Genomic DNA, 12,286 nt, shown 5'->3' on the forward strand with positions numbered 1-12,286 from the left:
ATTTGAGCCAGACAAGGCGTCTGGGCTGCCCCGCTGGCGGCATCACCGTCGCCGCATTCCGGGAATCCGTTCGCAATCCGTTCGTGCAAGCGCCGCTGGCAGACGCTTATTTTCGCTACTGTATTCGTAGCATGAGGTCCTAGTGGAAACTGCGCGAAATGGGATTTTTGCCCCCTTGAATTTGCTCCTGTCTTTGATGCAGCCTGGCGGGCGGGAAGCGAACTGGAGACGCCGCTGCGCCGCCGCCAGCCGGGGCAGCTGATGGGCAAGCCGCAAGAGCCGGTTTTCAGAACCTGTTCGCAACCGGCCCGCAAGCGCGCGGACGCTCACATCTGCCTGAGCGCCTCACTGGCATGCCAGGCGCGCAAGTAGATAACGAGCAAGTCGAGCAGCCGCTGTCTTTTCAGGCCTCTGGGGCTGGACATTTGTGCAATGACGCTGCGTTTTTTGGCCTTCACGCTCAAGCGCTGATAGTTGCCGTGCTGGCGGACGGGCAAGGCGGCTTCGGAAGTGAGCTGGAAGGTGATGGTGAAGAAGTTGCCGATGTCTTGAGCGCTGAAATCTTCAATATCGCCCCACGCCAGGGGCGCGGCCAGGCCGGGCAAAAGCAAGGCGGCGGGCGTCAGGGTCATCACCGGGTGGCGGCAGCGCAGCCAGAACCAGCGGGTCATGAAGGCGAAAAAGGCGCAGGCGGCCAGCAGCCCCAATGCGGCATGCCAGGCGCGGTGCATGACGCAGGCGCAAACGGCAGCGCCCAGACCCAGGGTGATGAACGCGGTCAGCCCCAGAAAAAAGCGCCCCTCGTGCACGATGACCTCGCCATGCACCTGGTCACGGATTTCGGTCAGTTCACGGCGCCTTTCTTCGTTGTGCATGGCGGCGTCAGTTTTGAAGTCTTGCAGCAGCTGGCGCTGCACGGCGTCGCTGTCGGCAAACAGGGAACGCACCCAGGCAAGCGAGTCGGCATCGGGCGCGGCCAGCGCGGGCAGAGCGCTGGCGCTGCCGCTGCCTTCTGGCAGAGCGCCAAGGGCGCGCAGGCGCTCCAGCGTGGGCGGGTGGCTGTCAAAGGGGTGGCTGGTGGCGGCTTCGGCGTCAAGGTCATGCGCCTGCAAGGGGTGGGCCTGCACGTCGGCCTGAAGCATGGCGATGAGGTCTTGCCCGGCCTCGGCGGGGCGGCGGGCAATGGCGCTCAGGCGTTCATACACCACCGGCTCCAGCGCGCTCACATGCACCAGCGCGCGGGCTGCGGCTTCGGGGCCGGCCACGCGGGCGCTGACAGCGTCGGCCTGCAACTCGCGCACGCGGCTCCAGTGGCTTACGGCACGGTGAAAGCTCTCCAGAACGTATTCGCCAAAGATGACGGCAGAGATGCAGCCCCAGGAAATCCGGTCCTCATCGCCGTCGGCCACGCTGTCGAGAGCGTGCATCATGCTGGCGTACATGGGTGCAAAGCGGACGCTGTAGGCGCTGTCTTCCCCCAGAAAATGGCCCAGCTCGTGGGCGAGGATGGCATCCGTCTCATCACGCCGCAGCAAGCTCAGGTAAGTCAGCGGCAGATGCAGCGTGCGGCCCTCCAGCAGCTGCCCGCCGGGCATCACGCGCTGGCGGGCGCAGGTGACGTAAAAGCTTTCGGTCATGCCCAGCACCATGTGATCGGGCGGCGCGGTGCCCACGCGGCGGGCCAAGTCGGTCACGTGCCGCCACAAACCGGGCGCCTGCCCATGCGAAAGCAGCATGCCCAGCACTTCGCCCGGTTCATCGGCCTCCGGCATGGCATGCCGCAGCCGCCACAGAGCCGCCAGCGCGCCCAGGGCGGCAAAGGCCACCAGCAGCAACATCCAGACGCCGCCCCGCATATGGCTCCGCGCCGCGCCGTCACCCGCCAGCGCCGCCCACATGGCGGCCGCGCGCGCTACCAACAGCGCCACCAGGGCCAACGCCAGCAGTGCGAGCAGCAGCCCCAGATAGCGCCCTAGCCCATGCCGCCAGCGTGAAAAGGCGCTGATCAATTCGTCACGCGAGCGCATGGCCCGCCGCCCCGAGCGGCGCGCCACCCAAATGCCCAGGCCGCCCCACAGCGCCGCCGCCACGCCTGCGGCCACCGTCACCTGCGCCGCAAGCCGCACCAGGCGGACTGCGCGCTCATCGCCGTCAGGCGCGGCCGCCGCCTCCTCGCGCAGGCGTTGCAGGCGGCGTTCCACCTGCATTTGCGCGGCCTGCCCTACCTGCTGTTCGTCAGTCACCTCTGCCAGCAGCGGGGCGGCGGGGCGGGCTTGCAGCGCAGCCTGCAAATCGGCCTGAATACCTTCCAGCTGGCGGATTTCTTCCTGCCGCTGGGCCTGCCCATCGGGATACAGCGCCAGCTGCCACGCCCCTACAGCCGCCACGGCCAGAGGCAGCGCCACCGCCCACAGCAATACGCGAACAATGCGCGGCAGGTTTTGCAGAAACTTGAACAGCAGGTCTAACAGGTACTGGAACATACGGGGCAGGCGCTGGCAGGGCAGCGGAAAAAAGCCAATGACCGTGACGGGCGGGACAGCCGCAAAACCGGACGAGCCAAAGCGCGCGATTGTTGCAAACGAATACAAGCCATAACAGAGCGGCAGCGCCGTTCCGGGCAAAGGCTGCGGGCACAACGGCCAGCCGCTGGTTTGGCCATGCAAGGAATTCGCCTGCTCTTTTATCCATGGCAAACCCTCGTTGCGCATCCAGCGGCAAAGAGCCTCCAGAACGGCTCCGTTGCGCCTTCACCCAAAGCCTGCGCGCAATGGGGTCCTGCACATGATCGGGCCGCAAGGGGCGCAAGTGCGGATCGGGATGGGCTGCAAGGCGGTTTTTCTCTGGGGCAGACGAGGCGTCTGGACTGGGCGCCTGGACTGCTCCGCTGGCAGCATCACAATCGTCACATTCTGAAACCTGCCTCGCCTGCCTTCACCCGCCATGCTGATTCCGAAATACTGGGCCAGCGCCTCCGCCCCCGCCCAAAACCGCTGGCGCCACACCGTCACCGTGCGCCGCTGGGGCTGGTCTGACGACAGCCAGCAGGCCGCCGAAGCGCACGCGCAAGAGCGCCTGCGGCAGGCGCTGGCCGCCTACGCGCAAGGCCAGGCCAGCGCCCATGAAAACCACCCCGGCTACAACGGCGCGCAGGGCCTGCCCATCTGCGAGGAAGTGCTGGCCCGCCACGGCAGCGCCGTGCTCACGCGCAACAGCTATGGCGCGCACTGCATCAACACGCCCGACGTGCTGTTTGCCGACGTGGACGATGCCCAATACACCGGCTACGGCATCGGCTGCCTGATCGCGCTGCTGGCCCTGGTCACGCTGCTTTGCGCGCTTTGCTGGCTGCTCTCCCCAGCCTGCAAGCCGCCGCGCTCGCCGCAGCCCTTTTACATCTCGTGCGCGCTGCTGCTATCCGCATGGATTTACGCACGCTGGCAGCGCTGGCGCCATCGCCCCGCCGCCGCGCGCCGCGCCTCACTGGAAAGAATTCGCCGCTTCGCCTCAGCCCGCCCGGACTGGAGCCTGCGCCTCTACCAAACACCGGCGGGCCTGCGCCTGCTGGCCACGCACCGCACCTTCACGCCCGGCGATCCCGCCGTTCAGGAGCTGTTCAAAGCCGTGCGGGTTGATCCGGTCTATCAGCGCATGTGCCTGTTGCAACAGTGCTTTCGCGCCCGCGTCACGGCCAAGCCCTGGCGCATCGGCATCAATGCCCGCATCCGGAACGGGAGCCGGGCATGGCCCATCGCCCCCGGCAGGCAGGCCGAGCGCGACGCCTGGATCGCCCGCTACGAGCAAACGGCCAGCGCCTGGGCCGCCTGCGCCTTCATCGAAACGCTGGGCGCCGGACAGATCGATATCAACGTCCGTCCCGTGCTGGACTGGCACGACGAACTCAGCCGCGCCACCTGCGCCCTGCCCTTGGGATAAGCAAAAAAAAGCGACACGAAAAGCCAGAATCAGACATAACATGGCCGCTTATTTGATACATTTGCAAACCTTCCAACCTCCATTGCCAGAAAGGGAAAAACGCCATGCCGGTTTCTTTCATGGGTCTCATCATCGTGTGCGCGCTGATTGCAGGCGTGCTGCTGTGGGCCGTGCGCGCCTACAACCGCATGGTGGAGCTGCGCAACCGCATCGCCAATGCCTTCGGGCAGATTGACGTGCAGCTCAAGCGCCGCCACGACCTCATTCCCAACCTGGTGGAAGTCGCCCGCAAGTACATGGAACATGAAAACGCCACGCTCATCGCCGTCATCCAGGCGCGCGGGCAGGCGCAGGGGGCCGTGACGGCAGCGCGCGCCAACCCGGGCAACGCGGCGGCCATCGGCGCGCTGGCCGTGGCCGAGCAGGCGCTCATGGGGCAGGTAGGCCGCCTGCTGGCCGTCTCTGAAAGCTACCCCGCGCTCAAAGCCGACCAGAACATGCGCGAGCTGAGCGAGGAAATCACCAGCACCGAAAACCGCATCGGCTTCGCCCGCCAGGCCTACAACGACGCCGTGCTTGACCTGAACAACGCCGTGCAGGCTTTCCCTGATGTGCTGCTCGCCCGCCTGACCGGCTTCGCCCCCGCCGCACCGCTGGAATCCACCGCCAGCGAAGCCGAACGCGCCGCGCCGCGCGTGGCCTTCTGAACGCGGCCCAAGCCGCAAAGCGGGCCACTCCGGCCCGCTATTTGCCATTGGCATGCAGCCCTGTTCATGAAAACAAAAAAGCAAATGCTCTGCGCCATGATATTGATCCTGGCGCCTGCGCTGGCCCTGGGTTTTCTGTTCTTTTCTGAACTCAGGGAAAAAGAAATGCACGAGCCTTCCATTTTCAAAAACGGGTTCCGGGCAGAATTTGAAGTTCCATGCAACCGCTTTCATGCAATGGAAATTGGCTTCGAGATTGCTCCTCCGCTTCCCGTGGCTGATTTCGCGAACTTCAGCAAGGCCATTGCGGGAAATGCCACGCTTTCCTTTTCGTCCCATGGCGTGACCGAGCGGCACGACATCAATCTTCTCGAAACATCCACGGGAATGAACAGCAAGGGAATCTGGATCAAAACACTGCTTCTCAAACCCGGAAAATGGCGCTTGGCGTGCCCCGAAACCAGAGTTTCAATAGAGGCGAGAAACGTCAATTTCGACATGAGCCAGCATCGCGTCAGTATTTTCGTCTCAAGAAGCCTGGAAAAATAAGCGCCATCCGTGCTGCATATTAAACAAGGTGATTTGCAGCGGTTTTATCCAGCCATCTCCATCTGATTTCAGAAAACATGCGCTTTTTTGACCAGCAAGCCGACGCCCGCACCCGTTCCCGCCAGCTCTCATGGGCTTTCGCGCTGGCGGTGGCGGCCACCGCCGTGGGCATGAACCTGGCGCTGTCGCTGCCGTGGGTCATCTGGAATGCGTTCGCCCCCCATTACGCCGCGTATCCGCTGGGCTTCATGCCCATCAACATCGGGCTGACGCTGCTGCTCATTCTGGGCGGCTGGTGGATTGAAAGCAGCAACTGCCGCCACGGCGTGCGCCTGGCCGAAAAGCTGGGCGCGCGCCGCGCGCAGCCGGGCACGCGCTTTGCCGAGCAGCGGCTGGTGAACATCGTCGGCGAAATCTGCATTGCCGCGCACATGCCCGCACCCGCCGTCATGGTGCTGCCGCGCCATGAAGGCATCAACGCCTTTGCCACCGGCACCACGCCGCTGGACTGGGCCGTCACCGTCACCGATGGCGCGCTCGAGCGCCTCACGCGCGACGAACTCATGGGCCTCATCGCCCATGAATGCAGCCACTTCAAAGAAGGCGACACCGCCCTGAACATGCGCCTGATGGGCATGGTGGCCGGCCTGGAAATGGTGTGGGACTTTGGCCGCAGCCTCATCCCTGAACCAGAGGCGGACGACGAGCGGCGCAACGAAGACTGGCGCTGGCAGCTGCGCACCTTCCAGACGCCGCTGGCCGCGCTCGGCCTTGTTTTCGGCCCCATCATCATGGCCGTAGGCTGGCTGGGCTGGCTGGCCGGCCACATCCTGCAAGCAGCCGTCTCGCGCGAGCGCGAATACCTGGCCGACGCCCGCGCCGTGCAATGGACGCGCCAGGCCGACGGCCTGGGCCGCACCCTGCGCAAAATCCTCACCCAGCAACAGGAAGCCGCCGCCCGGCGCCCCCTGGCCCGCCCGCTGCTGCGGCTCAGCCGCGCTTCCCACCTCTTTCTGGTGGCCGACGACGGCCAGTGGCCCACCCCCGAAAACCCGGGCCGCCTGGGCCGCTTTCTTGCCACGCACCCGCCGCTGCCCGAGCGCATCCGCCGCATCTATGGCCGCCCCCGCAGCCCCCTGCCCCTGCCGCTCATCGACCAGCGCACAGGCGAACCCGTCATTGAGCTGCCGCCCCACGCCTGGTAGGCGCCGGCAAAGCAGACCGGCTCATATTCGCTCCTTATTCAATAGCATGATGTCCTAGTGGATATTGCGCGAAGCGGCATTTCAACCCCCTTGGATTTGCTCCTGATTCTGATGTGATGCTCCCGGCGGGCGTGGCCGTCAGATGCCGCATCAGGCTGGCGCGCAAGGCGGCTTTCATGCGAGGGCATGGACGCGGCTTTTCCCGTGAGATGCCGGCATTGGCCCGGCGGAAACCGGCCAAGGCGGGGAGTGAATGGCGCTCCCGCCAGCAGGCGCTGCCGCTCCCGGCTGAATGTGCGACCCTCAAACCATCCGAATATGCGGCCTTTACGGTTTTCCTGAGCGGCGTTTCTTTTTGGGCGGCAACACCTGGCTGGTGTACTGCGTAAATTCCAAAGGCGGAATACCGGCAAATCCGTCAAAACCGCGCGCCATGCCGCTGTTGCTTTTGCTGGCCAGAACAAAACGCCTGCCTGTCCACACCCAGGTTTCCCATGATTGCCCATCGCCCGGGGCCGTTTCTTTCCAGTATCCGGTAATGGTCAAAACGCCTTGTTCGTCAAGCCCATAATCGTTAGTGATATGGCTGTCAATTACGTCCACAACGTGATTCAGATCGCGAGTCAGCACGGCATAGGCATTATGGCTGTTGAAACCCGTATGCGCGCAGGGAATTTCTGCCAGCGTGAGATTGGAAGTCAGAGGGTCAAGCGTGATGGTCCGCCATTCGTCGTGAATGAACACATCGCACCCATCCAGCCCCCATTTATTCGCGTTTTCCTTTTTTTCCAGCATTTCGCGCAAGGCGGCAAATTGCGGATCGGAATGCGCCAGCACGCGCCTTTGCTCCGTGGCCGTGGCAGCCGCCGCCTGAATTTTGGGCACGGCGGCAGGCGCTCGCACGGGGCGCCGCGAGTGGCCTTTGTCAATGAGCGCGGATGGCGTGCCGCTGCGTTGCTGGTAATCGTCCATGAAGCGCAGGGCAGCAAGCGCGCCATTGTTGGAAAGCTGCCAGACTGGCCCGCCCTCAGCCGCCCAAGTGATGCTGCTGCCGCGCTTGAGTGCCTCGAGCAGCGCGGCAATTTCCTGCGGCGTGAGTATTTCATTGCGAGTGAGCGGTTTGCCGTCAATCCGCAAACTGCCGCCTTCAGGCAATGGCTCGTCGCTGCCGCGATAAATGGCAAACCAGAGGCCTGCAACCTTGGCTTGGGCGCCTGCCTTGCGATAAAAAGACAAGGTAATGAGGCGTTCAGCGCCATTAGCGTTGTAGCCTGCCGTGCGGCAGCTGCCCGTGTTATCGCAAACGGTCAGCCAGTCGCCCGTCCATAAATCGGCGGGCTTGGGGCCGGCGGTTTCAGCGGCGCCGGCTGCACGGGCGGCCAGCAGGCAAACAAGCAGCGCAAAAAACCAAAAACGGGCATGCCTGTGCATGATTTTCACGCTCCCTTGACTTTGGGCAGAAATCCCGCATTCTGCATATTGCGTTTCCACAGGTTTTCGGGATAGCGGTATTTGGCTTTTTGCGCGGGGTCCAGCTCGGTTTCAATGCGGTCATATTCGCCGCTTTTCAGCAGTTCGGCCATATTGGAATTGAGCAAAACGGCGCGGCCCAGCGCGATCAGTTCCGCCGCGCCGGTGGCCCAGGCTTTTTCAATTTGCGCAGCGGTCAGCAGGCCGCCTACGGCCATGAGGGGCAGTTTGCCGCCAATATGCTGGTGCAGCAAATCCACGCGCATGCGCTGGCTGTCTGCGCCACGGCGGGCGCAGCTGAAAAAGTCGTGCAGGGAAACGTGCAGGTATTGCAGCGGCTTTTGCACAAGCGCGTCCACCAGCGCGAAGGTTTCGGTCATGGTGATGCCGTTTTCTTGCGGCTCTTCGGGCGAGAAGCGGTAGCCGATGATGAAGCCGGGGCGGCGGTGCTTTTCGCGCGCGGCCAGCACGGCGTCCGTCACGGCCAGGGGAAAGCGCAGGCGGTTTTGGCCCCATTCGTCAGCACGGCGGTTGCTGTGGCCGGAATAAAACTGCTGCAAAAGATAGCCATTGGCGCCGTGAATTTCCACGCCGTCAAATCCGGCCTGAATGGCCCATTCGGCGGCGTGGCCGAATGCGGCGATGACGCGGGCGATTTCCGCCTCTGTCATGGCGCGCGAGCCGGTGGCGCTGTCGTCGCTGGGAGCGATTTTGTCCAGGCTGCCAATCAAATGCTTTTCCGCCAGTTTGCCGCCGTGGTGCAATTGCAAAATGGCTTTGGCGCCCTGGGCCTGAATGATTTTCGCGACTTCGCTCAGGCTGGGCACATCGGCGGCGCTGATGGCATAAGGCTCGCCTTCAAAGGATTGGCCTTCGGGCGAAACCAGCGTGGCAGCAGCGATGAAAAGGCCGAAACCACTGGCGCGCCCTTGCAGAAACAGGCGCTCTTCTTCGCTGATGCGCCCTTGCGGCGTGGAAGCAAAATGGGTCATCGGCGCCACGGCCAGGCGGTTTGGAATTTCAACGCCGTTATTGAAGGTGAAAGGCTGAAAAAGGTTTTTCATGGCAGTTTTGGGGCAGAGGTTGCTGAAAATGGCGCGTTTTTCCGGTTCGCCGGGCGGGCGGTTTTTCGCGCCGCCGTGCAATAACCGGCCTTGGCGTATTGTGCGTTTTCCGGTTTCAAATGGCCAGATAAATGGTCGAACGGCGCGGAGCGCGCCCTGAAAACGGCGGGCCGCAAAGCGCTCGCGGGGCCGTCAGATATTCAAACGCTTCAGGGCCGGGGCGTTGCGCGGGCCTGGCCAGGGCTTGCGCGCGGCGCTTTTTCGGCCAGGCAGCGGGCCATGAGGCGGGCGGCCTCGGCCATGCGGGGGCCGGGGCGGATGAGGGTGTCGGTTTCTTCGGCGTTGAAGATGCAAAGGCGCCCTTCGCGCCAGGCGGGCAGCTTTTCCCAGCCGGGGTAGGGCTGCGCGACCAGCTGGCTGCGGCTGGTGGCCATCAGCACGTCGGGGCGGTGTTCGAGCACGTATTCGGGGTTGAGGTGCGGGAAGGGGCCTAGCGCGGCGCCCACTACGTTGCGCACGCCCAGGCGCTGGAGCGTTTCGCCGATGAAGGAGCTTTCGCCCGCTGCGTAGGGGCCGCTGCTGACTTCAAAGAACACGCTCGCGCCACGGGCCTGCGCGGGCATGCCGCGCGCGGCTTCATCCACCGCGTTTTCAATGGATTGCCATGTCTGCTCGGCCTGCCCGCCGGGCAGCGCCAGCATGGCCGCCAGCGTGTGCAGCACGCGGCGCACGTCGGCCTGCGTGCGGGTGTCGAGCTGCGCCACGCGCAGGCCCAGCGCTTGCAGGCGCGGCGCGGCGCGCGAGCCTGCGGCCATGAAAACCAGATCGGGCTTGAGCGCCAGAATGGCCTCCACGTCCGGGTCTTGCCCGCCGCCCACGCGCGGCAGCGCCTGCACGCTGGCGGGCCAGTTGGCGTAGCGGTCCACCCCTGCCAGGCGCTGGCACGCGCCCAGTGCGCAAATGCTTTCGGTGATGGATGGCAGCAGGCTCACCACGCGCTGCGGCGGCGCGGCAAAGCGCAGGAGCTGGCCGCGGTCATCCCGCGCTTCGTAGCCCTGCGCCGCCTGCGCCAGCCCGCTTGCGCCGGCCAGCAGCAGCGCCACGGCGGCCAGACGGGCCAGACGGGCCAGCCAAGCCAGATTGGGGCCGCCAGTGCAAGGCGCAGCGGCTGGCAAGCGAGGTTCAGAAATCATGGCATTTCTTTCATCAAAAAAAGGAGCGAATTCAAGGGGTGTGAAAAGGCTGTTCGCGCAGTTTCCACTAGGACATCACGCTATTGATCAAGGAGCTGAATCAGCGCTCTTTCATGCCTGCCAGCTTCGCGCGCCTTCGCTTGCCGCCGCGCGCTCATGCCTTGAGGTGCAGGGGCAGCCCGGCGGCCATGAAGGTCACGCGCTCGCAGCAGGCGGCGGCCTGCTGGTTGAGCCAGCCCAGGGCGTCGGCAAACGCGCGCGTCTCGCGCCCCAGGGGGATGACGCCCAGCCCGATTTCATTGCTCACCAGCACCAGCGGGCCGGGGCAGGCCCGCGCGGCGTCCAGCAGCCAGGCAGCCTGCGCCTGCCAGGCCGGGGCGGCGGGCGCGGCCAGAAAGGCGTCAGGCGGCTGCCGCAAGGCGGGCATGCCCGGCGGCGGCAGCATGATTTGCGTGAGCCAGAGCGTGAGGCAGTCCACCACGCGCAGGGTTCGCTCGCCGCCTGCGCCAGCAATGGCTGCGGGCAGATCGCGCCAGGCTTCTTGCGTGCGCATGCCCGGCGCCCGCCCGGCGCGCTCGCGCTGGTGGCGGGCGATGCGCTCGCGCATTTCCGGCCCGTGCGGCCAGGCGGTGGCCAGCAGCACGGCTTCATGGGCGCAGTCTGCCGCCAGCCAGCGGGCCGCCGCCTCTTCGGCCCAGCGGGATTTGCCGCTTTTCTGGCCGCCCAGCACCAGATGGGCGCGCGCGAAAACATCTGAAAGGCGAGGCGAAGAAGGCGATGGGGAAGATGACATTATGCGTTCGGGCGGATATACGGCTCAAGATGCGGCTGCGCTCTACACCGCGTTGGGCAGTGCAGGCCGCCACTATTATCTGTTTCCACAACTTTTCCTTGATTCGCTCTATACGCTCTGCTGAGTTTTTTGGGTGCTTTGCTTCCTTTGACCCCGTTTTGCTTTTTCCTTTTGGAAAATGGGGTTGATGCGGGCTTGTTCTTCAATGAATTGTTTTATAGCCATATCAGCACCTTTTTTGCGCTTGACGTGATAGTGTCCGTGCTGGTTTTTATTGCCTTCGTGGTTTCAGAATCCTTAAAGGCAGGAAAAGCATGGATGATGTGGTCTGTTTTGTGCTTGTTAATCGGCATCTCTTTCGCGCTCCCGCTGTTTTTACTTTTTCGTGAGATAGCGGCCAATGAAAAAATTGAGTGAGTTGTGGCCGAAGTATTTTTTCAGCCGTGCAGGTCGGGCATTTATAGCCATCCACCGAAAGCTTCATACAGCGTTGCGCCGCTTCGCCGTACAGAACTTTGTGAGTATCGCTACAAGACCCAAGCTGCAAGGCTCTAAACCAAAGGCAGCCTGAAAAACAGGCTCTTCCACCACGCTTAACGGAGAACCACATGAACCTGACCGACAAAAAAATCCTTCTTACCGGCGGCAGCAGCGGCATCGGTGCCGCCCTGGCAAAAGCCCTGCACCGTCGCGGCGCACACGTGCTGACCTGCGCCCGCCACCTGCCGGAACCGCTGCCAGGCGGCATTACCTTCCGCCGCTGCGATTTATCCCTGCCCGCCGAACGCGACGCGCTGGCCGCATGGGTGCGCGAGGAACATCCCGATACCGCCGTTTTAATCAACAACGCCGCCGTGCAGCACACGCTTGATTTTGTCGGCGGCGAACGCGCAGCCCTGCTGCAAAACCTCGCACAGGAGCTGGCGGTCAACCTTGAAGCCCCCGTTGCCCTGACCGCCGCGCTGCTGCCTGTGCTGGCTCGCCAGCCGCAGGCCGCCGTGGTCAACATCACCACCGGCCTTGCCCTCGCGCCGAAAAAAAGCGCCCCCGTTTACTGCGCTGCCAAGGCAGGACTGCACAACTTCACCCGCGCCCTGCGCTACCAAACGGAAGCCGCCGCGCCACACATCCGCGTACAGGAAATCGTGCCGCCCCTGGTTGACACCCGCATGACCGCCGGACGCGGCAGCGGCAAGCTCAGTCCCGAAGCGGTCGCTGATGCAGTCGTCCGCGCCATTGAAAGCGGTCGCGCCGAGACCTGCATCGGCAAAATACGCCTGCTCAAATGGCTGCTGCGCCTCGCCCCATCCGCCGCCTACCGCATTTTGCGCAACGAATAACCCCGTTCATTCGCACGGCAGCCTGAAAA

General features: G+C 64.1%; 12 protein-coding genes. 7 read left to right on the top strand and 5 right to left on the bottom strand.

Annotation, left to right across the window (positions count from 1 at the left end):
- Positions 1-326 precede the first annotated feature (326 nt).
- Positions 327-2,591 carry a M48 family metallopeptidase gene (locus tag ADJ79_RS00900; protein WP_050714382.1) on the bottom strand — a complete coding sequence of 755 codons (2,265 nt, stop codon included), beginning with the start codon at positions 2,589-2,591 and terminating at the stop codon, positions 327-329.
- Positions 2,592-2,943: 352 nt separating this feature from the next.
- Here ADJ79_RS00900 and ADJ79_RS00905 point away from each other — a divergent pair, with 352 nt between their 5' ends.
- The 4 genes from ADJ79_RS00905 (at position 2,944) to ADJ79_RS00920 (ending at position 6,397) form a co-directional block, all read left to right on the top strand.
- Positions 2,944-3,936 carry a hypothetical protein gene (locus ADJ79_RS00905; RefSeq protein ID WP_050714383.1) on the top strand — a complete coding sequence of 331 codons (993 nt, stop codon included), beginning with the start codon at positions 2,944-2,946 and terminating at the stop codon, positions 3,934-3,936.
- Positions 3,937-4,055: 119 nt separating this feature from the next.
- The gene (locus ADJ79_RS00910) at positions 4,056-4,643 is read left to right on the top strand and encodes a LemA family protein (RefSeq protein ID WP_050716316.1); all 588 of its coding nucleotides are present in this window, start codon (positions 4,056-4,058) and stop codon (positions 4,641-4,643) included.
- A 66-nt stretch (positions 4,644-4,709) separates the two neighbouring features.
- The gene (locus tag ADJ79_RS00915) at positions 4,710-5,192 is read left to right on the top strand and encodes a hypothetical protein (RefSeq protein ID WP_050714384.1); all 483 of its coding nucleotides are present in this window, start codon (positions 4,710-4,712) and stop codon (positions 5,190-5,192) included.
- A gap of 77 nt (positions 5,193-5,269) precedes the next feature.
- Positions 5,270-6,397: a M48 family metalloprotease gene (locus ADJ79_RS00920; RefSeq protein WP_050714385.1), complete on the top strand. Its 1,128-nt coding sequence runs from the start codon at positions 5,270-5,272 to the stop codon at positions 6,395-6,397.
- Between the two features lie 327 nt (positions 6,398-6,724).
- Here the strand turns inward: ADJ79_RS00920 and ADJ79_RS00925 are convergent, their stop codons facing one another.
- Positions 6,725-7,888: a DUF1176 domain-containing protein gene (locus tag ADJ79_RS00925; protein WP_156303934.1), complete on the bottom strand. Its 1,164-nt coding sequence runs from the start codon at positions 7,886-7,888 to the stop codon at positions 6,725-6,727.
- The gene (locus tag ADJ79_RS00930) at positions 7,834-8,886 is read right to left on the bottom strand and encodes an NADH-dependent flavin oxidoreductase (protein WP_253273911.1); all 1,053 of its coding nucleotides are present in this window, start codon (positions 8,884-8,886) and stop codon (positions 7,834-7,836) included. Before ADJ79_RS00930 ends, ADJ79_RS00925 begins: the two co-directional genes overlap by 55 nt.
- Between ADJ79_RS00930 and ADJ79_RS14905 the strand changes: the two genes are divergently transcribed.
- Positions 8,851-9,015, top strand: coding sequence for a hypothetical protein (locus ADJ79_RS14905; RefSeq protein ID WP_172673981.1), 165 nt, complete (start codon positions 8,851-8,853; stop codon positions 9,013-9,015). The two genes, ADJ79_RS00930 and ADJ79_RS14905, sit on opposite strands and share 36 nt — an antisense overlap.
- Before the next feature lie 125 nt (positions 9,016-9,140).
- Here ADJ79_RS14905 and ADJ79_RS00935 read toward each other — a convergent pair whose 3' ends face one another.
- Both ADJ79_RS00935 and ADJ79_RS00940 read right to left on the bottom strand, forming a co-directional pair.
- Positions 9,141-10,124, bottom strand: a complete 984-nt coding sequence (locus ADJ79_RS00935) for an ABC transporter substrate-binding protein (protein ID WP_050714387.1) — start codon at positions 10,122-10,124, stop codon at positions 9,141-9,143.
- A gap of 154 nt (positions 10,125-10,278) precedes the next feature.
- Positions 10,279-10,917 (bottom strand): bifunctional adenosylcobinamide kinase/adenosylcobinamide-phosphate guanylyltransferase, encoded by a 639-nt coding sequence (locus ADJ79_RS00940; protein WP_050714388.1) that lies wholly within the window; start codon positions 10,915-10,917, stop codon positions 10,279-10,281.
- 120 nt (positions 10,918-11,037) lie between these two features.
- On the opposite strand from ADJ79_RS00940, the gene ADJ79_RS00945 reads away from it, so the two are divergent.
- Both ADJ79_RS00945 and ADJ79_RS00950 read left to right on the top strand, forming a co-directional pair.
- A complete protein-coding gene (locus tag ADJ79_RS00945; RefSeq protein ID WP_256381536.1) occupies positions 11,038-11,334 on the top strand; it encodes a DUF2834 domain-containing protein in 297 nt (98 codons plus the stop codon).
- Between the two features lie 191 nt (positions 11,335-11,525).
- Positions 11,526-12,257, top strand: coding sequence for an SDR family oxidoreductase (locus ADJ79_RS00950; protein ID WP_050714390.1), 732 nt, complete (start codon positions 11,526-11,528; stop codon positions 12,255-12,257).
- The last annotated feature ends 29 nt before the right edge of the window (positions 12,258-12,286 follow it).

This window comes from Ottowia sp. oral taxon 894, from assembly GCF_001262075.1.
GTDB lineage: Bacteria > Pseudomonadota > Gammaproteobacteria > Burkholderiales > Burkholderiaceae_C > Ottowia > Ottowia massiliensis.

Bases quoted from the DNA above. Each gene is read 5' to 3' on its own strand.
- ADJ79_RS00905 (WP_050714383.1), top strand. From the start codon at position 2,944: ATGCTGATTCCGAAATACTGGGCCAGCGCCTCCGCCCCCGCCCAAAAC.
- ADJ79_RS00910 (WP_050716316.1), top strand. From the start codon at position 4,056: ATGGGTCTCATCATCGTGTGCGCGCTGATTGCAGGCGTGCTGCTGTGG.
- ADJ79_RS00915 (WP_050714384.1), top strand. From the start codon at position 4,710: ATGAAAACAAAAAAGCAAATGCTCTGCGCCATGATATTGATCCTGGCG.
- ADJ79_RS00920 (WP_050714385.1), top strand. From the start codon at position 5,270: ATGCGCTTTTTTGACCAGCAAGCCGACGCCCGCACCCGTTCCCGCCAG.
- ADJ79_RS14905 (WP_172673981.1), top strand. From the start codon at position 8,851: ATGGGTCATCGGCGCCACGGCCAGGCGGTTTGGAATTTCAACGCCGTT.
- ADJ79_RS00935 (WP_050714387.1), bottom strand. From the start codon at position 10,124: ATGATTTCTGAACCTCGCTTGCCAGCCGCTGCGCCTTGCACTGGCGGC.
- ADJ79_RS00940 (WP_050714388.1), bottom strand. From the start codon at position 10,917: ATGTCATCTTCCCCATCGCCTTCTTCGCCTCGCCTTTCAGATGTTTTC.
- ADJ79_RS00950 (WP_050714390.1), top strand. From the start codon at position 11,526: ATGAACCTGACCGACAAAAAAATCCTTCTTACCGGCGGCAGCAGCGGC.